The 16,021-nt window shown below is 51.3% G+C and carries 23 protein-coding genes; 12 read left to right on the top strand and 11 right to left on the bottom strand.

The window, feature by feature from the left end; translation table 11 throughout:
• The first annotated feature begins 7 nt into the window (after positions 1 to 7).
• The 11 genes from HV345_RS06455 (at position 8) to HV345_RS06405 (ending at position 4,974) form a co-directional block, all read left to right on the top strand.
• A complete protein-coding gene (locus HV345_RS06455) occupies positions 8 to 820 on the top strand; it encodes a YfdQ family protein (protein WP_181636393.1) in 813 nt (270 codons plus the stop codon).
• Positions 821 to 897: 77 nt separating this feature from the next.
• Complete coding sequence (locus HV345_RS06450; protein ID WP_115643043.1) at positions 898 to 1,707, top strand: DNA-binding protein; 810 nt, start codon at positions 898 to 900, stop codon at positions 1,705 to 1,707.
• On the top strand, positions 1,704 to 1,829 hold the full coding sequence (locus HV345_RS06445; protein ID WP_115643042.1) for a sodium:solute symporter: 126 nt from the start codon (positions 1,704 to 1,706) through the stop codon (positions 1,827 to 1,829). The genes HV345_RS06450 and HV345_RS06445 overlap by 4 nt, the downstream gene beginning before the upstream one ends.
• Entirely contained in the window at positions 1,826 to 2,050 is a 225-nt protein-coding gene (locus HV345_RS06440) for a hypothetical protein (protein ID WP_088731857.1), read from the top strand. The genes HV345_RS06445 and HV345_RS06440 overlap by 4 nt, the downstream gene beginning before the upstream one ends.
• Positions 2,047 to 2,298 carry a hypothetical protein gene (locus tag HV345_RS06435; RefSeq protein WP_181636392.1) on the top strand — a complete coding sequence of 84 codons (252 nt, stop codon included), beginning with the start codon at positions 2,047 to 2,049 and terminating at the stop codon, positions 2,296 to 2,298. Before HV345_RS06440 ends, HV345_RS06435 begins: the two co-directional genes overlap by 4 nt.
• A 207-nt stretch (positions 2,299 to 2,505) precedes the next feature.
• The gene (locus tag HV345_RS26205) at positions 2,506 to 3,042 is read left to right on the top strand and encodes a hypothetical protein (protein ID WP_233607962.1); all 537 of its coding nucleotides are present in this window, start codon (positions 2,506 to 2,508) and stop codon (positions 3,040 to 3,042) included.
• Positions 3,039 to 3,254, top strand: a complete 216-nt coding sequence (locus HV345_RS06425; protein ID WP_109018170.1) for a hypothetical protein — start codon at positions 3,039 to 3,041, stop codon at positions 3,252 to 3,254. Before HV345_RS26205 ends, HV345_RS06425 begins: the two co-directional genes overlap by 4 nt.
• A complete protein-coding gene (locus HV345_RS06420) occupies positions 3,251 to 3,577 on the top strand; it encodes an ead/Ea22-like family protein (RefSeq protein WP_255467598.1) in 327 nt (108 codons plus the stop codon). The genes HV345_RS06425 and HV345_RS06420 overlap by 4 nt, the downstream gene beginning before the upstream one ends.
• Positions 3,574 to 3,987, top strand: coding sequence for a hypothetical protein (locus HV345_RS06415; RefSeq protein WP_255467597.1), 414 nt, complete (start codon positions 3,574 to 3,576; stop codon positions 3,985 to 3,987). The genes HV345_RS06420 and HV345_RS06415 overlap by 4 nt, the downstream gene beginning before the upstream one ends.
• On the top strand, positions 3,987 to 4,400 hold the full coding sequence (locus HV345_RS26360) for a hypothetical protein (protein ID WP_255467596.1): 414 nt from the start codon (positions 3,987 to 3,989) through the stop codon (positions 4,398 to 4,400). Before HV345_RS06415 ends, HV345_RS26360 begins: the two co-directional genes overlap by 1 nt.
• 1 nt (position 4,401) lies before the next feature.
• Positions 4,402 to 4,974 (top strand): 3'-5' exonuclease, encoded by a 573-nt coding sequence (locus HV345_RS06405; protein WP_181636391.1) that lies wholly within the window; start codon positions 4,402 to 4,404, stop codon positions 4,972 to 4,974.
• Between the two features lie 198 nt (positions 4,975 to 5,172).
• Here HV345_RS06405 and HV345_RS06400 read toward each other — a convergent pair whose 3' ends face one another.
• Entirely contained in the window at positions 5,173 to 6,570 is a 1,398-nt protein-coding gene (locus HV345_RS06400; RefSeq protein WP_181636390.1) for a recombinase, read from the bottom strand.
• Positions 6,571 to 6,784: 214 nt separating this feature from the next.
• Here HV345_RS06400 and HV345_RS06395 point away from each other — a divergent pair, with 214 nt between their 5' ends.
• A complete protein-coding gene (locus HV345_RS06395) occupies positions 6,785 to 7,045 on the top strand; it encodes a YfhL family 4Fe-4S dicluster ferredoxin (RefSeq protein ID WP_086529513.1) in 261 nt (86 codons plus the stop codon).
• Positions 7,046 to 7,085: 40 nt separating this feature from the next.
• On the opposite strand, the gene acpS is transcribed toward HV345_RS06395, so the two are convergent.
• The 10 genes from acpS to rseA form a co-directional block, all read right to left on the bottom strand.
• Positions 7,086 to 7,466 carry a holo-ACP synthase gene (gene acpS / locus HV345_RS06390; protein ID WP_003037588.1) on the bottom strand — a complete coding sequence of 127 codons (381 nt, stop codon included), beginning with the start codon at positions 7,464 to 7,466 and terminating at the stop codon, positions 7,086 to 7,088.
• Complete coding sequence (pdxJ, locus tag HV345_RS06385; RefSeq protein WP_016157172.1) at positions 7,466 to 8,197, bottom strand: pyridoxine 5'-phosphate synthase; 732 nt, start codon at positions 8,195 to 8,197, stop codon at positions 7,466 to 7,468. Before pdxJ ends, acpS begins: the two co-directional genes overlap by 1 nt.
• A 15-nt stretch (positions 8,198 to 8,212) precedes the next feature.
• On the bottom strand, positions 8,213 to 8,941 hold the full coding sequence (recO, locus tag HV345_RS06380; RefSeq protein WP_181636689.1) for a DNA repair protein RecO: 729 nt from the start codon (positions 8,939 to 8,941) through the stop codon (positions 8,213 to 8,215).
• A 132-nt stretch (positions 8,942 to 9,073) separates the two neighbouring features.
• Positions 9,074 to 9,979, bottom strand: coding sequence for a GTPase Era (gene era / locus HV345_RS06375; RefSeq protein ID WP_003037581.1), 906 nt, complete (start codon positions 9,977 to 9,979; stop codon positions 9,074 to 9,076).
• Positions 9,976 to 10,656: a ribonuclease III gene (gene rnc, locus HV345_RS06370; protein ID WP_003037579.1), complete on the bottom strand. Its 681-nt coding sequence runs from the start codon at positions 10,654 to 10,656 to the stop codon at positions 9,976 to 9,978. Before rnc ends, era begins: the two co-directional genes overlap by 4 nt.
• 269 nt (positions 10,657 to 10,925) lie before the next feature.
• Positions 10,926 to 11,900, bottom strand: a complete 975-nt coding sequence (lepB, locus tag HV345_RS06365) for a signal peptidase I (protein ID WP_181636389.1) — start codon at positions 11,898 to 11,900, stop codon at positions 10,926 to 10,928.
• A gap of 15 nt (positions 11,901 to 11,915) precedes the next feature.
• Positions 11,916 to 13,715 carry a translation elongation factor 4 gene (gene lepA / locus HV345_RS06360; RefSeq protein WP_003037577.1) on the bottom strand — a complete coding sequence of 600 codons (1,800 nt, stop codon included), beginning with the start codon at positions 13,713 to 13,715 and terminating at the stop codon, positions 11,916 to 11,918.
• 215 nt (positions 13,716 to 13,930) lie between these two features.
• A complete protein-coding gene (gene rseC, locus HV345_RS06355; protein ID WP_016157173.1) occupies positions 13,931 to 14,395 on the bottom strand; it encodes a SoxR-reducing system protein RseC in 465 nt (154 codons plus the stop codon).
• The gene (gene rseB / locus HV345_RS06350) at positions 14,392 to 15,348 is read right to left on the bottom strand and encodes a sigma-E factor regulatory protein RseB (protein WP_016154050.1); all 957 of its coding nucleotides are present in this window, start codon (positions 15,346 to 15,348) and stop codon (positions 14,392 to 14,394) included. The genes rseC and rseB overlap by 4 nt, the downstream gene beginning before the upstream one ends.
• Positions 15,348 to 15,998: an anti-sigma-E factor RseA gene (gene rseA / locus HV345_RS06345; RefSeq protein ID WP_019077408.1), complete on the bottom strand. Its 651-nt coding sequence runs from the start codon at positions 15,996 to 15,998 to the stop codon at positions 15,348 to 15,350. The genes rseB and rseA overlap by 1 nt, the downstream gene beginning before the upstream one ends.
• Between the last annotated feature and the right edge of the window lie 23 nt (positions 15,999 to 16,021).

The raw sequence follows: 16,021 nt of genomic DNA, 5'->3' as shown, positions 1-16,021 counted from the left end.
ATATTCAATGTCTCAAATTGAAGGCTCTGCCGTGCTCGACATTCGTGATCTGGTCTCTGCAACTCTGAAGACCGAGACGGACATTCCGTCAGTTGTTGTACCCGATGGCTTTGAAGTCAAATCCCTCGAAAGTCTGCAACTGGCTCCGTCGCGCATTCGTCAGAGCGCCAACCTGATTTCTCCGGGTTCGCTGATCGCTTACATCCAGCGATTCCGTGATGAACGTACTGTAGTTTTCGCGGATAAAACTAAAACGCTCATTGTCGCCGTGCTGGATTTTCACCAGAACGCTAACAATCCGAGCTGGGCTGCACATAAAGCGGTTTATGACTGCCCGTTCTCTGATGAATGGAAATCATGGTCTGCCAACGATGGCAGCAAAATGGACCAGATCAACTTCGCTGAATTCCTGGAAAACAATATTCAGAATGTTGCGCCGGTTAGTGATTCATATCAGGGACCGTCTGGTACTGAACTGCTCGAAATGGTTCTGGCCTTCCAGGAGACTCGCAAATCTGAGTTTAAGTCTGTTAAACGCCTTTCTGATGGTACCTGCCAGTTCCAGTTCAGCGATGAAAAATCAGGTTCCGGTAATACCAAAATGCCGGAAAAAATCAGCCTGGCAATTTCACCATTCCACAACGGCTCTCCTTACCAGGTCGATGCACGTATCCGCTACCGCCTGCGTGATGGTCAGTTGGTCCTCTGGTATGAGCTGATCGAACCGAAGAAAGTTGTTGAGCACGCATTCCAGGAGATCGTCACCGATATGGAAAGCCAGCTTGGCGAAGACCTGCCTATCTACGAAGGCTCTGTTTAATCCCACCGTGTGTTGTTTTATGCGCCTGCCCTGCGGGCGCATAGCAAAGCACTCCCCCACTACATGAAGGAGTAACTATGCCCAGTTTAGGCCAGCTCTATAATGATAAAGACGCCGGGTTAACTACCCGCAAAACCTACAATGTCCCGCTGGATAAAATTTACGCCGAAGAAGGCTACAACGTTCGTGAACTCAATCGGGCGCATGTTGAAGAATTTCGCGATGCGTTTATTGCCGGTGAATACATCCCGCCGCTGGCCGTAGAAGTTACCGAGCGTGGCGTGAAGGTTATCGACGGTCATCACCGCTATCACGGTGCGCTGGCTGCTATCGAAATGGGCCACGACATTGTGCGCCTGGAATGCAAAGACTTCGTCGGTAGTGAAGCCGACAAGATCGCCTTCATGGTGACCAGTTCGCAAGGATTGGCGCTTACTCCTCTTGAACGTGGCGCTGCATATCATCGCCTTCAGAATCAGGGCTGGAGTCCTTCAGAAATAGCGGCAAAAGTTAAACGTTCTGAGTCAGATATTCTGCAACACCTTCAACTTCACGAATGTACCCCGTATATCAAAAAGCTCGTGCGTGATGGTTCTATGAATTATGCCATCGCGATCGGTATCTCCCGCGAGCATGGTGTGTACGCAGACCGAGAAGCCTCCCGGCTGATGAAGAAAGCAGAAGCGGCAGGAAAGAAAAAAATAACCAAGAGCATAGCCAATCCTCAGTTTAATGCCGGAAAAGCAAGAAAGTTTCTTGAGCTTATTTCTTCATGTGCAGAGGACTCTGGCGAAGCGCTGACCATTGAAGTGCCACCAGCAATGCAGGCTGAAATAATCTCAATTCTTCGCGAATTTCGTCACGAGGCTGATGGGGTGACCTCATGAAAAAAGTTTCTGAACTGGTGATGTGGACCCTGCTCTTTTCTTCTCTTACCGGAATTGGTTTAACCGCAGGATTTTATTGCTTCATCGCCACGGCACGACTGATAGCGAGGGTTATTTCATGAATATCGAATACCAGGACAAGGGCGCGGCGGCAAACATCATCATCACCAGCACAGTTTTTGAGTTTCGTCGTCATGTTCGCGTCGTTGATACGGTGCTGATGTGTACGCAGGGTGTTATTGCCGAGCGTTGCGGCTTCTTCCTGATGAAGACTGTGATCTCAGGTCGCTCTAAAGAAATGCTTCGAGCCAATAAGACGGCGAGGCGGGAGGCGGCGCGATGACGGTTTTTGAATACATCCAGGCTCATCCAAACACCACCAGCGGTGACATCGCCAGAGGGCTGAACAAGAAGACACCCGCTGTATCAGGCGCAATATCCCAGCTTTATACCACTGGTCGCGTTGTGAAATCAGGGGTGTGCAACGGTGTCCCTACTTACCGCGTTAACGATCTCCCTTATGGGTGTGGTAACGCAATGCTAATTCAATTCAATCAACTACTGATGGAGTGTCGCCGTGAAGCAGTCTGATTTACCAAGATGCCCTACGTGCGGAAATATGCCCGAGTACTCGCTGAAACCCAATCATCTTGGCTGGGTTTGGGGTGGTATCAGATGCCCGTATGACCATTGCAGCGTGAAGCTCAACGGACCTGCCAGTAGCCGTGCAAAGGCAAAAGAAATACTAACTCCGCTGTGGATTGAACTGGTCAGAAAAGCCTGTCAGGAGAAAACGTCATGAATGGTTACGAAATGGAAGGTTTTCTCCGTGGCAAATGTCTGCCCGGCGACATGAAAGTTAACGAGAGTAATGCGCAGTATCTGGTGCGTAAATTCAGTGAATTCGAATCAAATCTATCCGAGTCCCAACGCGAGTTCCGTGCAGCAGACGCGACTATTCACAATCTGGAACTGCAACTCACAGACATGGCAGTACAGCTCGCTAACGCAGAGAGCAAGTGCAGGGAGCTGGCGGCGGAATTAAGTGCTGTAGATAAAATTCACAATGAAGCGGTATTTATCACCGACGACCATTACGAACAATGCCCACCAGAAGTGCAGAAGATGATTCGCTCACTGGCTGTATTGCAGATACCTGCTTACGACGCTTTCCTGGCTGAAGTGCGGGCGCAGGGTGTGGAGATGATGGCCGCTGAAGCTGATCAACTGATGAATGAGTTTGGAGATGACAGCTACAAAGTGATGGTAACAGCAGATTTACAGCGTTTCGCCAATGCTTTCGCCGCCCAACTTCGCAAAGGAGCCGCGCTATGAGCAAGCTAACCAAACCGAGCTATGAAGAGCTTGAGCATCGATTCCAGTCTTATTGTAAGCATGACGGCGGAAGAACCTATGACGGAAAGACATCTGGCCTATGTGCTATTTGCGGTTGGGATACAGCTAAGTGCCAGCATCGTAAAGCTGATTCATGGGACAAGTATTGCCGTGAATGTGGAGAGAAACTAAATCAGGAGGCAGCCCAATGAAAGCACTCAACAAACAGGCGCTGCGTGAAGCAGCTAATGCCGCAAACATAGCTTCATGGGGTAAATGGGAGTCGTATAAGCCACACAAAGGCGCGAGAGGATATGAAGTAAAAGTTGGTGCAAAAGCGGTTGCCCAACACTGCCTTAAAGTTGATTCGGCATTCATCGCCGCCGCAAACCCGGCAGCCGTGCTGGCGCTGCTGTATGAGCTGGAAGCCAAGGACGCCACGATAGCATTTCAGCAGCATGAAATACGCACATTGCTGGGTCGTCTGGAGAATGCTAATCGCGCAGCCGCATCCGGGAAAGGAGCGACATCATGAGCACTATTACCAAAGAATGGCTGCAGAGTCAGATTTCTGCAATCAAGGCGGTAGTAATCACTGACAGCAATACTCTACAGGCGTTTGAAATCGCGCTGGCATCGCTCGAAGCGGAGCCTGTGTCATTCAATCCTGCAATTCTGGATGTGGCATCTGAACGCCAAAGACAAATGTCCATCGAGGGATGGACTTCTGAGCATGACGACGCCTATCAAAATAGTGAGCTGGCAGATGCGGCAGCTTGCTATGCGATTAACGCACACAATCAAGGCTTCTCAACGCCTGCGCATTGGCCGTGGGATCCTGAATGGTGGAAGCAATCTGGGGCTCGTCGTGACCTTGTGAAAGCAGGTGCACTTATTCTGGCTGAAATTGAACGCATAGACCGAGCAGCCAAAGGAGAAAAGTGATGCTAACTGATTTAGATACATTACGCCTTCGATTCGAAGCTTCTGAGCGTGAGTCAGAACATGGATTTAACCTGCACAAATACGGTATTGGTTACGCTGATGAAGCTACACAGGCACGATGGGAGGCGTGGATAGCCTGCCGTGCCGCCATGCTTCAGTCTGGAAACCATACCGAGCAACATCTCGACATGGTCAACTCTCCGGTGATTCCGGATGACGTAAGCCGCATGGACTGGCTGGTATCGAAAACCGTTGATGTTCGTGAGCCTATGGCTTACGGAAGCCATAGCATTTTCTGGTCTCAGACCATCACGGATGAAGAAGACGATTATCACGCGACAAAATTACGCGAACAAATCGATGCAGCTATGGCAGCTGAGCAGGCAGCAGCACCGCAGCAGGAGAATATATAACGTGAACAATTTAATGATCGACCTTGAAACTATGGGGAATAAACCAAATGCTCCTATCGTCTCTATTGGTGCTGTGTTTTTTGATCCATCCACTGGTGAACTGGGCTCTGAATTTTACCGGGTTGTTAGCCTGAAAAGCGCGATTGCTGGAGGTGCCGTTCCTGACCCAGAAACAATAATTTGGTGGATGCAGCAAAGCGAAGAAGCTCGGATGGCTATTTGCGATAAGGATGCGATAACGATTTCAGCCGTCCTGATAAAGCTGAATACATTTATTCTTGATAACTCTGACATTGATAAAGTTCAGGTCTGGGGTAATGGCGCTACATTTGACAATGTAATCCTCCGTGCCAGCTATGACCGTGAATTAATCCCCTGCATGTGGAAATTCTGGAATGATCGTGATGTCCGAACTATCGTCGAATTAGGAAGGAAAATAGGAATCAACCCACGCCGGGACATACCGTTTGAAGGTGACATGCATAATGCCCTAGCCGATGCAAAACATCAGGCTAAGTATGTCTCAGCTATCTGGAAGCGGCTCATCATCACCATCGATAACAGTGAGGAATAACATGACTGAACAACCTGATGATCTCCTCACTCCGGACGAGGTATGCCAGAAATTAGGGATTACGCAAAAAACATTATGTAAATGGAATACAGAACACCGGCACCGTTCTACATTAGCCCCTGTAAAATTCAGCGCTAAAGTCGTTCGCTATGAGCGCCGTAATGTAGAGGCTTTTATCCAGAAATGCCGGAGCCAGTATTAACCCCGTCGTCTTAGCAGTGCAACCTGCGCGAGTATGCTCCGCTCGTGAGCCTCAAATGCCTCGCGCTTTAACGCAATCTCTTCCTGCAAAATCTCATCTGAAAAGTCGTAGTGTTCTGCCATCGGGTCATCTGACTTGCTGGAATGGTGAAGGCACAGGAGGCTTACTTCCCTTCTATCTGATCGGGAGTAGCCTCTTTCCTTCATCAGGGCAATAACATTGCTCTTAAGGAATTTACGGCACATCGTATTAAACGCCCCCTCCTTCCCTTTAATTGTCCCGTCGTGCTTCATCCCTTTTACCGCCCCTTCCGGGCTGTATGTTTTAACCAGTTTATCCAGAGATCGTTTTGAAAATGCCTGCATAGGGTCGCGCGGCTGCAAGAACACATAATCTTTATTGCACTCAGGAACTGAATCGCGCCAGGCTTTCTGCTCGTCGATAATCCTCCTGATCTCTGGCGTTATCGGCAGGCGGAAAGCCTTTTGTGTTTTCATCGCCCCGCGCATACCGATCACGCCTTCTGGATAAACGATTTCATCTGCATCCTCGTTGACGTAATCCCAGCGCAAGTTATTAATGTTTATCGGGCGAACGCCAGTAATAATCATGAATCTAACGGCATTTTTCTGGTGTATAGAGGTGCAGGCAGCCACATTGAGCCAAAGGCGGGCGATTGATTCAATATCCGTAAATAGTCGCGTTGGGGTTGGTTTCTGCACACGAGAAGAAACATAATCATCTGGCAAACTGGCGGCAATGTTACGCCCATTGCAAAGTGTAGGAGCACAAAATTTCCAGAACCGACGAAGCTCACCAAATAATTCTAGCGCGTTATTATTGGAACGTGTTGCGATCCACTCATCCAGAACATCCACCAGCCGACTGTAAGTCACATCACTGAATACTTCACGCTCTCCGAACGTTGCTTTGATTCTGTCGATACGTACCCCATAGGTAGTGAAGCTATCAGGACTCAACTTCTGCCTGTCTACTTTTGCTTTAAGGTCTTCACGGTACATTTCCAAAGCTGCGTGGACAGATTCAGCACGTAACCCACCCTCTGCCATTTCTGATGCTTTCTCTCTGGCTATTTGAATTGCGAGTTCCGGCCATTCGCCAAGTTTTTTACCTTTCAGCCCCATCTTTTTAGGGAACTCAGCGTAAAATGTCACCTTACCTGCTTTACTAAAATCAATACGGAGATAATTTTCTTTTTCGTATTTGGAACGACGGGCGACGCCAGAAGCGGAGAGGATAATTTTGGCGGCAGCAACACAGATTTTCATGTGTGCGCTGGTATAGGGGGGTTTACAGGCATCCCACTTTTCAGACGCGGCTAAAACATCGTCATTATTGGGGCTATCCGGTTTATGTGTTACAGTGCGCGGCATTCTCAATCCTTATCTGCGAAGGCACAGAAAACAAGCTCACACATGCAGGTCTTTTCAGCGGGACAAAATGCAATGTGTTGCGGCTTTGTGTTACTGGACTGAGTTTATCAGGGTTAAATACACTGTATCAACATACAGTAAGTAAATAATAGAGAGTGATAGAGAAACTTTTTAACTTACTGATTTTAAAATGATTTAACGGTAATTCATTGAAATGTCATTACTAATTACTAAACGCTGTATCAATTGCGATATGTGCGAGCCCGAATGCCCGAATGAGGCGATTTCGATGGGTGACAGCATTTACGAGATTAACAGCGACAAGTGTACGGAATGCGTAGGCCATTACGACACACCAACCTGTCAGAAGGTGTGCCCGATCCCCAATACTATTTTGAAAGATCCGGCACATGTCGAAACGGAAGAGCAGCTATGGGATAAGTTTGTACTGATGCACCACGCCGATAAGCTGTAACGTTGCCTGATGACGCTATGCTTATCAGGCCGATGAAACGTTAGCTCTCGATAATCACCGTGGCGCAGGCGTAGTGACGCTCATCGGCCAGCGTCACATGCATATGTGCGACACCGAGTTTTTCCGCCAGTTTTAACGCCTCCCCCCATAACCGCAGACGCGGCTTACCGAGTTCGTCGTTAAAGACTTCAAACTGATTAAACGCCAGACCGTTGCGAATACCGGTACCAAAGGCTTTTGCTGCCGCCTCTTTGACCGCAAAACGCTTCGCCAGAAAGCGCACCGGTTGCTGATGCGTCTCCCAGATTGCCCATTCGTTGTCGCTGAGCACGCGTCTTGCCAGACGGTCGCCGGAACGGGAGATCACCGCTTCGATGCGGGCAATCTCCACGATATCCGTACCTAATCCCAGAATCGCCATTAGCCACGCGCTTCCAGCATCAGGCGCTTCATTTCGACTACTGCATCTTTCAGACCGCTCATCACCGCGCGGCCGATAATGGCATGGCCAATGTTCAACTCGTGCATTTCCGGGATCCGCGCGATGGCTTTAACGTTATGGTACGTCAGGCCGTGACCCGCATTAACCTTCAGGCCAAGGCTGGCAGCAAAGGTCGCCGCTTTGGCGATACGCGCCAGTTCGCTGGCCTGTTCAGCGTCGGTTTTCGCATCGGCGTAACAGCCGGTGTGAATTTCGATGTACGGCGCGCCGACTTCAGCAGCGGCCTTAATCTGTTCGTCATCAGCATCGATAAACAGCGAAACCAGAATGCCTGCGTCCGCCAGGCGTTTGCAGGCATCACGCATCTTGTCACGCTGACCGGCGACGTCCAGGCCACCTTCAGTCGTCACTTCCTGACGTTTTTCCGGCACCAGGCAGCAAAAATGCGGCTTAGTCTCAACGGCAATCGCCAGCATCTCTTCGGTTACCGCCATTTCCAGATTCATACGCGTATCCAGCGTCTGGCGCAAAATGCGCACGTCGCGATCGGTAATATGGCGACGGTCTTCACGCAGGTGCACGGTAATGCCGTCTGCGCCCGCCTGCTCAACGATAAACGCCGCCTGAACCGGGTCAGGGTATGCGGTGCCGCGTGCATTACGTAAAGTGGCAATGTGGTCAATGTTGACGCCTAACAGTAATTCGGCCATGGCAATCCATCCTCGTTAATCATTTTTTGTTTTTACTGCGCGTTTTGGCATAAATTGCCGGAACAGTTCCCGGCTTTTTAACGGCTTACCACCAAGATACGGCTTTAACGCCATGCGGGTAAAGCGTTTCGCGGCGCGAAGCGTATCAGCATCCGGAAATTCCCGCGATTCGAGTGCTTTCAGATGGCGTCCGGTAAAGGTGGCGTTATCAACCACTACGCTTGCGATAAACCCTTTTTCTTCCCGGTAACGATAGGTCATGGTGTCGTCCACCGGCTCGCCACTACCCGCACAGTGGGTAAAATCGACGCCGTACCCCAGATGTCCAAGTAAGGCCAGCTCAAAGCGACGCAGCGCAGGCTCTGGCGAACCCGTCGCGCCAGCCAGCGCCTGAATACAGTTGAGGTAGTCGAAAAAGAGTTCAGAAAAGCGGGTCTCATACTCAAGTACACGAGAGATAAGCTCGTTGATATACAAGCCGCTGTACAGTGTGATACCGCTAAGGGGGAGAGCCAGAGAAACGGCTTCGGCACTGCGTAAGGTTTTGACCTCACCACGTCCACCAAAGCGAAGCAACAATGGAGTAAAAGGCTGGAGCGCGCCTTTGAGATTAGAACGTTTGGAGCGCGCGCCTTTAGCCACCAGGCGCACACGACCCGATTCTTCCGTGAAGACGTCCAGCACGAGACTGGTTTCGCTCCACGGGCGGCTATGCAGGACAAAAGCGCGTTGCCATCCTTCCATCATACCCGCCGTCTTTCAAGCTGCAGGTGTGTTGGCTGCGCCCACTCACCCCAGTCACTCACTTGAGTAAGCTCCCGAGGATCTGCGGTCTTGCCGCCTTCCTGCACCTCGAAAGCCATAACCTATGAAAAATTAGACGTCGTCGCCGTAACCGAGGCTACGCAGCGCGCGCTCGTCATCGGCCCAGCCGGATTTCACTTTCACCCACAGCTCGAGGTGAACGGGCGCTTCGAACATCTCCTGCATGTCTTTACGAGCTTCGATGCCGATGGTTTTAATTTTGGCCCCTTTGTTGCCAATAACCATCTTCTTCTGCCCTTCACGTTCAACGAGGATCAGCCCGTTAATATCGTAACCACCGCGTTCGTTAGAGATAAAACGTTCAATCTCCACGGTAACGGAGTACGGCAGTTCAGCCCCCAGAAAACGCATCAGCTTTTCACGGATGATTTCAGACGCCATAAAGCGCTGAGAACGGTCGGTGATGTAATCTTCCGGGAAGTGATGAATGGCTTCCGGCAGGTGCTTACGCACGATGCCCGCAACGGTATCAACATTCAGGCCGGTTTCGGCAGAAATCGGGACAATATCAAGGAAGTTCATCTGGCTTGCCAGAAACTGCAGGTGCGGCAGTAAATCGGCTTTTTCCTGAACGTTGTCGACTTTGTTCACAGCCAGAATAACCGGGGCTTTACCGTCGCGCAGCTTGTTGAGCACCATTTCGTCGTCCGGCGTCCAGCGGGTGCCTTCCACAACGAAAATAACCAGTTCAACATCACCAATCGAGCTGCTTGCCGCTTTGTTCATCAGGCGGTTGATCGCCCGTTTTTCTTCCATATGCAGGCCCGGGGTATCAACATAAATCGCCTGATACGCACCTTCGGTATGGATGCCAACAATACGGTGACGTGTTGTCTGAGCCTTACGTGAGGTTATGGAAATCTTCTGCCCAAGCAGATTATTCAACAGGGTGGATTTGCCGACGTTCGGGCGACCGACGATGGCAATAAATCCGCAGTAAGTTTTCTCTTCGCTCATTCCAGCTCCAGTTTTTTCAACGCCTGTTCGGCGGCAGCCTGCTCAGCCTTACGACGGCTCGAACCTGTGCCAACCACCGGTTCACTCAGGCCGCTGACCTGGCAGTGGATAGTAAATTCTTGATCGTGTGCTTCACCACGAACCTGCACCACCAGATAGGACGGTAGCGGCAGGTGGCGACCCTGCAAATATTCCTGAAGGCGCGTTTTCGGATCTTTTTGTTTATCGCCTGGGCTAATTTCATCCAGACGAGTCTGATACCAGTTCAGGATCAGTTGTTCAACGGTTTGAATATCGCTGTCGAGGAAGACGCCGCCGATCAAAGCTTCAACGGTATCTGCCAGGATCGATTCACGACGGAAACCGCCGCTTTTCAGCTCGCCTGGCCCCAAACGTAAACATTCACCGAGGTCAAACTCACGGGCTAATTCAGCCAGCGTATTGCCGCGAACCAGCGTCGCGCGCATGCGACTCATATCACCTTCATCCACACGCGGAAAACGGTGATACAGCGCATTAGCGATAACAAAGCTCAGAATAGAGTCGCCTAAAAATTCTAAACGCTCGTTATGTTTGCTGCTGGCGCTACGGTGAGTTAATGCCTGCTGCAACAGCTCCTGATGATTAAAAGTGTAGCCCAGCTTCCGTTGAAGCCGATTAATTACGATGGGGTTCATGCGATACCAATAAATGAATGCGTCAACAATTCAGCACACGAAACAGACCTGATATACGCATTTCGCTTAGCCATCCCGCTTCGGCTGAATGCATTTATACACAAACCAACGCTGTTTCGTGTGCCGTGGCAACCTGTCGGTGCCAACCTCAAACTTCGGGGGAATATTCTATACACAACGACAAGGGATGTCGTTAGTCTGCGGGAATTTATCCGAGAAATAATTCACGCTGTCGCCATAATGACGACAACGTGAACGATTATCAGCGATTAGTGAATGCCACCAATACGGCTTAAGCGCACACCGGTCGGCCATTCGCCTTCTTGCTTATCGAAACTCATCCAGATAGCGGTTGCTTTACCAACCAGATTCGCTTCCGGCACAAATCCCCAGTAACGGCTGTCCGCGCTGTTGTCACGGTTATCACCCATCATAAAGTAGTGTCCCGGCGGGACGATCCAGGTTGCCAACTGCTGACCTGGCTGGCGGTAATACATCCCCACCTGATCCTGCGCGATTGGCACGGTCAGAATGCGGTGCGTTACCTCACCCAGCGTTTCTTTACGCTCGGAGAGGCGAATACCGTTATCTTTCGTTTCATCCAGCGGAACCTCAAAGAAGCCGCTGGTCGCTTCACCGCCGTTACGACGCGCAAATGTCTGCACAAAATCACTTGGCTGAACATCAGAGTACGTTACCGGCAGCGCGTTTTCACACGCCTGACCGGAACTGCATCCTGGCTGAATAGTTACCTCTTTCGCCACCGGATCGTACGTCACTTTGTCTCCCGGTAAACCGACAGCACGTTTGATGTAGTCCAGACGCGGATCTTCCGGGTATTTAAACACCACGATATCACCGCGTTTCGGATGGCCGGTTTCGATCAGCGTTTTCTGGTAAATCGGATCTTTAATCCCGTAGGCAAATTTCTCCACCAGGATAAAGTCACCGATAAGCAGTGTCGGCATCATCGAACCAGACGGGATCTGGAACGGCTCATAAATAAATGAACGCACCACCAGCACAATAGCTAAAACCGGGAAAACGGATGCCCCGGTTTCCAGCCAGCCTGGCTTAGGGGCCACTTTTTTCAGCGTTGCTTTATCCAGTGAATCACCTGCAGCAGCTTGCGCTGCTGCCTGACGCTCCCGGCGTTTAGGCGCGAAGATGAATTTATCTACGCACCATAAAATGCCCGTCACCAGTGTGGCAATCACCAGAATCAGGGCAAACATGTTCGCCATGCCAACTCCTTAAGATTATTTGCTGTCTTTACCGACATGCAGAATGGCGAGGAAGGCTTCCTGTGGCAGTTCGACGTTACCGATCTGCTTCATGCGCTTTTTACCCTCTTTCTGTTTTTGCAGCAGCTTTTTCTTACGGCTGATATCGCCACCGTAGCATTTCGCCAGAACGTTTTTACGCAGTTGCTTAACCGTTGAACGCGCGATGATGTGCGTACCAATGGCCGCCTGGATCGCGATATCAAACTGCTGGCGAGGGATCAGATCTTTCATCTTCTCGACCAGTTCACGACCACGGCTCTGGGAGTTGTCGCGGTGGGTAATCAGCGCCAGCGCATCGACACGTTCGTTGTTGATGAGAACATCAACGCGCACCATGTCAGACGCCTGGAAACGTTTGAAGTTATAGTCCAGCGACGCATAGCCGCGAGAAGTTGACTTCAGACGGTCGAAGAAGTCGAGTACCACTTCCGCCATCGGAATTTCATAGGTCAGCGCCACCTGGTTACCGTGGTAAACCATGTTGGTCTGTACGCCGCGCTTCTCGATACACAGCGTGATGACGTTACCGAGGTAAGCCTGCGGCAGCAGCATATGACACTCAGCAATCGGCTCACGCAGTTCGTAAATGTTGTTCAACGGCGGCAGCTTGGACGGGCTATCGACGTAGATCGTCTCTTTCGCCGTGGTTTCGACTTCGTAGACTACGGTCGGCGCGGTAGTGATCAGATCCAGATCGTATTCACGTTCCAGACGTTCCTGAATGATCTCCATGTGCAGCAGACCGAGGAAGCCACAGCGGAAGCCGAAGCCCAGCGCGGTTGAGCTTTCCGGTTCATAGAACAGGGAGGCATCGTTGAGGCTCAGCTTGCCGAGCGCGTCACGGAAGTTTTCGTAGTCGTCAGAGCTCACCGGGAACAGACCGGCGTAAACCTGCGGCTTCACTTTTTTAAAGCCTGGCAGCGGCTTGTCCGCCGGGTTACGCGCCTGCGTCAGGGTATCGCCAACCGGTGCGCCCAGGATGTCTTTAATCGCACAAACCAACCAACCCACCTCGCCGCATTTCAGCTCGGTACGGTCAACCTGTTTTGGCGTGAAGATACCCAGACGGTCAGCGTTATAGACCTGACCGGTGCTCATCACTTTAATTTTGTCGCCTTTACGCATGGTGCCGTTTTTAATACGCACCAGTGATACGACGCCCAGGTAGTTATCGAACCAGGAGTCGATGATCAGCGCCTGTAACGGACCTTCCGGGTCGCCTTCCGGCGGCGGAATGTCGCGCACCAGACGTTCAAGAACGTCAGTGACGCCAACGCCGGTTTTCGCCGAACAGCGAACGGCATCCGTCGCATCGATACCGACGATATCTTCGATCTCTTCCGCCACACGTTCAGGATCGGCGGCTGGCAGGTCAATTTTGTTCAGTACCGGCACCACTTCCAGATCCATTTCCATGGCGGTATAGCAGTTAGCCAGGGTCTGTGCTTCGACGCCCTGTCCGGCATCAACCACCAGCAATGCGCCTTCACAGGCGGCAAGCGAGCGGGAAACTTCATACGAGAAGTCAACGTGGCCCGGGGTGTCGATAAAGTTAAGCTGATAGGTTTCACCATCAGATGCTTTGAAATCGAGCGTCACGCTCTGCGCTTTGATAGTAATACCGCGCTCACGCTCAAGATCCATCGAGTCGAGAACCTGCGCTTCCATTTCACGGTCAGACAGGCCACCGCAGATCTGGATAATACGGTCAGACAGCGTCGATTTACCGTGGTCGATGTGAGCTATGATTGAAAAGTTACGTATGTTCTTCATATAGTGTAATTATTGTGCCTTACGCCCGCATGAGCAGGCTCTGAGAAGTCGCTGATCTGAGCTTAACGTCTGTTTAAGTGAAACGCCGCATTCTACACTACAACGCTGAGGCGAGGAAATGTTCATAGAGCAAGGATAGCGGGAACTGGAAACAACTTTGCAAAGTCGGTGAAACTTTTGCCGGATGGCGACACAAGCGCCATCAGGCAAAGCTATCACTGTTGGGTTTCGACGCGAATGAGATCGGGTGGGAGAGCAACGTTCAGAATGACCGGCTGCCAGGCTTCGCGCTCAGCAAGCTTACGAGAGTATCCACGGGCAATCAGGAATCCACCCACGCCCCCCAGCACGGCACCGCTTAATGCCGCAAGGTCGGAACCAAACAGCACCTGGAATAGCGCCGCGAAGAGAAAGAGCCCCGCCAACGGAGACATGTAGACCAACATCGCTGAACCCAGCAGGCTACCCTCGGCAATACCCAGTTCAACTTTTTGACCGGGCGCTAAGGGTTCGTCGCTGGGCACCACGATGGTATGCGTGGTCTGCGGCCCAAGTTTGTTCAGCACGCGGCTCCCGCATCCGGCCCGGGAAGCACAGCTGCTACATGATGCTTTAACATCACAGCTGACCGTCGCCAGACCATTTTGCCAGGAGACGACTGTCGCCCACTCTTTAATCATTGTGCAGCCCTGAACTTAATATTGTCCGCGATACGCTTCGCCGTTTGCGGTGGAAGCTCGCCCACAATCGTAATTTCTGCGTTATCACGCACGCTGGTGCTAACCGTTCTACGCCCGGTTCGCAACAGCTGATCGGCGCTGTTTTGCATCGCACGGTTTACGTTCACGGAGAAACTGAACAGGCCATCAGAATATAGGCGCGATTCGATCGGCATGTTATCCATCGTCGGCAGCGGACGTCGACTGCTGGAAACTTCGCTGAAGCCTTGCGGCAACCACGACGGACTCCAGTTGAAGTTGGTTTTCTCGCCAGCAGGAACTGACAGCAACGGCGGTAGATTGGCTTTCGCCAGCGCCTGCATGCTATCGCTAACGCCGTTGTTTACGGTAAACGCGATAACACGGAACTGTTCCAGCGTCTCACCATCACGGTCGAGAAGATCGACGCGCATCGGCAGCTTAGTCTCCGTGTCCATCCAGACGATATAGCTGTAACGCGTACCGTCACGGGCGACTACGCGGATCACTTCACAGAGCCGATCGGCAATGCGGGTGCGACCTACTGAGATAAAGTCATAGTAGGGAGCAAGACGTTTGAAGTCGGTGTAAATCAGAGAGGGCAGAGAGTCAACGATATAGTCGCCGTTCAGCGTGAACGGTTCGAGACCAGGCTCAAAATAGCTGATTTCATTGCCACGCTGCACCACTTCCCGGCGCGGTCCATCCATTTGCAACAGTTGCGCTAGCGGACGGTTATCCAGGCGGGCATGGCGATAACGTAGGGATTCAACACCCTGCTTATTGATGCTGACAAATGACAGCTCATAGGTTAGCGACTGGCTGGCCAGATTCATCTGCTGCAACAACGCCCCGGACGCAGGATTGGCCGAGGCGTTTACAGAGAAAAACAGGCTACCAGCCACAAGTGACATGGCAAACCAAAGTTGCTTCATTACTGCGATTGCGTTCCTAAAGTTTGAATTCCTGGCACCTGCACAGCGGCTTGCTGTGTTTGGGCCTGCTCAAACTGAAGCTGTTCAGAGTGCAGTCGACGTTGCAGTTCGTAGTCCTGCAACATGGCATTAATACGACGACGCTGCTCCTGTACCTGCTGTTGCTGACCGCCGCTGGCCGTCGCGTCAGAGGGTACACCCAAGCTTACCGGACTGGCTTTACCCATCATCGGTAATGTATTAAATACCGGCGTTTCGGGCTGCTGGGACGTTTCAGATTGCCCATTATAGTGCTGGACGCCAACAATAACTGCAAGTGATACACACGCGGCCACACCCATTTGGGTAAGCTGCGCGGCCCACGGACGCATTTTCTTCCAGAATGGCATTTTCTGCCACTGGTGCGGTGCTGGCTGGGCCTCAGGAATCAATGGCACCGTCTGACGTACTGGCTCATCCTGGATGGCAGCCATTACGCGGGCGGAAATATCGAAATGGAGAACGTCGGCGGTATCACCTCGCATGGAATCGCGAATAAGGTGATAACTCTCCCAGGTTTTTTGCATTTCCGGGTCCTGAGTCAGCTCTTTGAGTAACTCAGTATCCAGCGTTTCGCCATCCATTAAAGCGGAAAGTTTTTCTTTCTGCATGCCTAATACCTTTTCCAGTATCC

The organism is Citrobacter sp. RHBSTW-00986, assembly GCF_013783065.1.
Classification (GTDB): Bacteria; Pseudomonadota; Gammaproteobacteria; order Enterobacterales; family Enterobacteriaceae; genus Citrobacter; species Citrobacter braakii.
The sequence above is the reverse complement of the archived record's forward strand: the minus strand, read 5'-3'. Positions and strand labels throughout refer to the sequence as shown.

Coding starts and splice junctions, on each gene's coding strand:
- HV345_RS06455 (WP_181636393.1), top strand. CDS start 8: ATGTCTCAAATTGAAGGCTCTGCCGTGCTCGACATTCGTGATCTGGTC.
- HV345_RS06450 (WP_115643043.1), top strand. CDS start 898: ATGCCCAGTTTAGGCCAGCTCTATAATGATAAAGACGCCGGGTTAACT.
- HV345_RS06445 (WP_115643042.1), top strand. CDS start 1,704: ATGAAAAAAGTTTCTGAACTGGTGATGTGGACCCTGCTCTTTTCTTCT.
- HV345_RS06440 (WP_088731857.1), top strand. CDS start 1,826: ATGAATATCGAATACCAGGACAAGGGCGCGGCGGCAAACATCATCATC.
- HV345_RS06435 (WP_181636392.1), top strand. CDS start 2,047: ATGACGGTTTTTGAATACATCCAGGCTCATCCAAACACCACCAGCGGT.
- HV345_RS26205 (WP_233607962.1), top strand. CDS start 2,506: ATGAATGGTTACGAAATGGAAGGTTTTCTCCGTGGCAAATGTCTGCCC.
- HV345_RS06425 (WP_109018170.1), top strand. CDS start 3,039: ATGAGCAAGCTAACCAAACCGAGCTATGAAGAGCTTGAGCATCGATTC.
- HV345_RS06420 (WP_255467598.1), top strand. CDS start 3,251: ATGAAAGCACTCAACAAACAGGCGCTGCGTGAAGCAGCTAATGCCGCA.
- HV345_RS06415 (WP_255467597.1), top strand. CDS start 3,574: ATGAGCACTATTACCAAAGAATGGCTGCAGAGTCAGATTTCTGCAATC.
- HV345_RS26360 (WP_255467596.1), top strand. CDS start 3,987: ATGCTAACTGATTTAGATACATTACGCCTTCGATTCGAAGCTTCTGAG.
- HV345_RS06400 (WP_181636390.1), bottom strand. CDS start 6,570: ATGCCGCGCACTGTAACACATAAACCGGATAGCCCCAATAATGACGAT.
- HV345_RS06395 (WP_086529513.1), top strand. CDS start 6,785: ATGTCATTACTAATTACTAAACGCTGTATCAATTGCGATATGTGCGAG.
- acpS (WP_003037588.1), bottom strand. CDS start 7,466: ATGGCGATTCTGGGATTAGGTACGGATATCGTGGAGATTGCCCGCATC.
- pdxJ (WP_016157172.1), bottom strand. CDS start 8,197: ATGGCCGAATTACTGTTAGGCGTCAACATTGACCACATTGCCACTTTA.
- recO (WP_181636689.1), bottom strand. CDS start 8,941: ATGGAAGGATGGCAACGCGCTTTTGTCCTGCATAGCCGCCCGTGGAGC.
- era (WP_003037581.1), bottom strand. CDS start 9,979: ATGAGCGAAGAGAAAACTTACTGCGGATTTATTGCCATCGTCGGTCGC.
- rnc (WP_003037579.1), bottom strand. CDS start 10,656: ATGAACCCCATCGTAATTAATCGGCTTCAACGGAAGCTGGGCTACACT.
- lepB (WP_181636389.1), bottom strand. CDS start 11,900: ATGGCGAACATGTTTGCCCTGATTCTGGTGATTGCCACACTGGTGACG.
- lepA (WP_003037577.1), bottom strand. CDS start 13,715: ATGAAGAACATACGTAACTTTTCAATCATAGCTCACATCGACCACGGT.
- rseC (WP_016157173.1), bottom strand. CDS start 14,395: ATGATTAAAGAGTGGGCGACAGTCGTCTCCTGGCAAAATGGTCTGGCG.
- rseB (WP_016154050.1), bottom strand. CDS start 15,348: ATGAAGCAACTTTGGTTTGCCATGTCACTTGTGGCTGGTAGCCTGTTT.
- rseA (WP_019077408.1), bottom strand. CDS start 15,998: ATGCAGAAAGAAAAACTTTCCGCTTTAATGGATGGCGAAACGCTGGAT.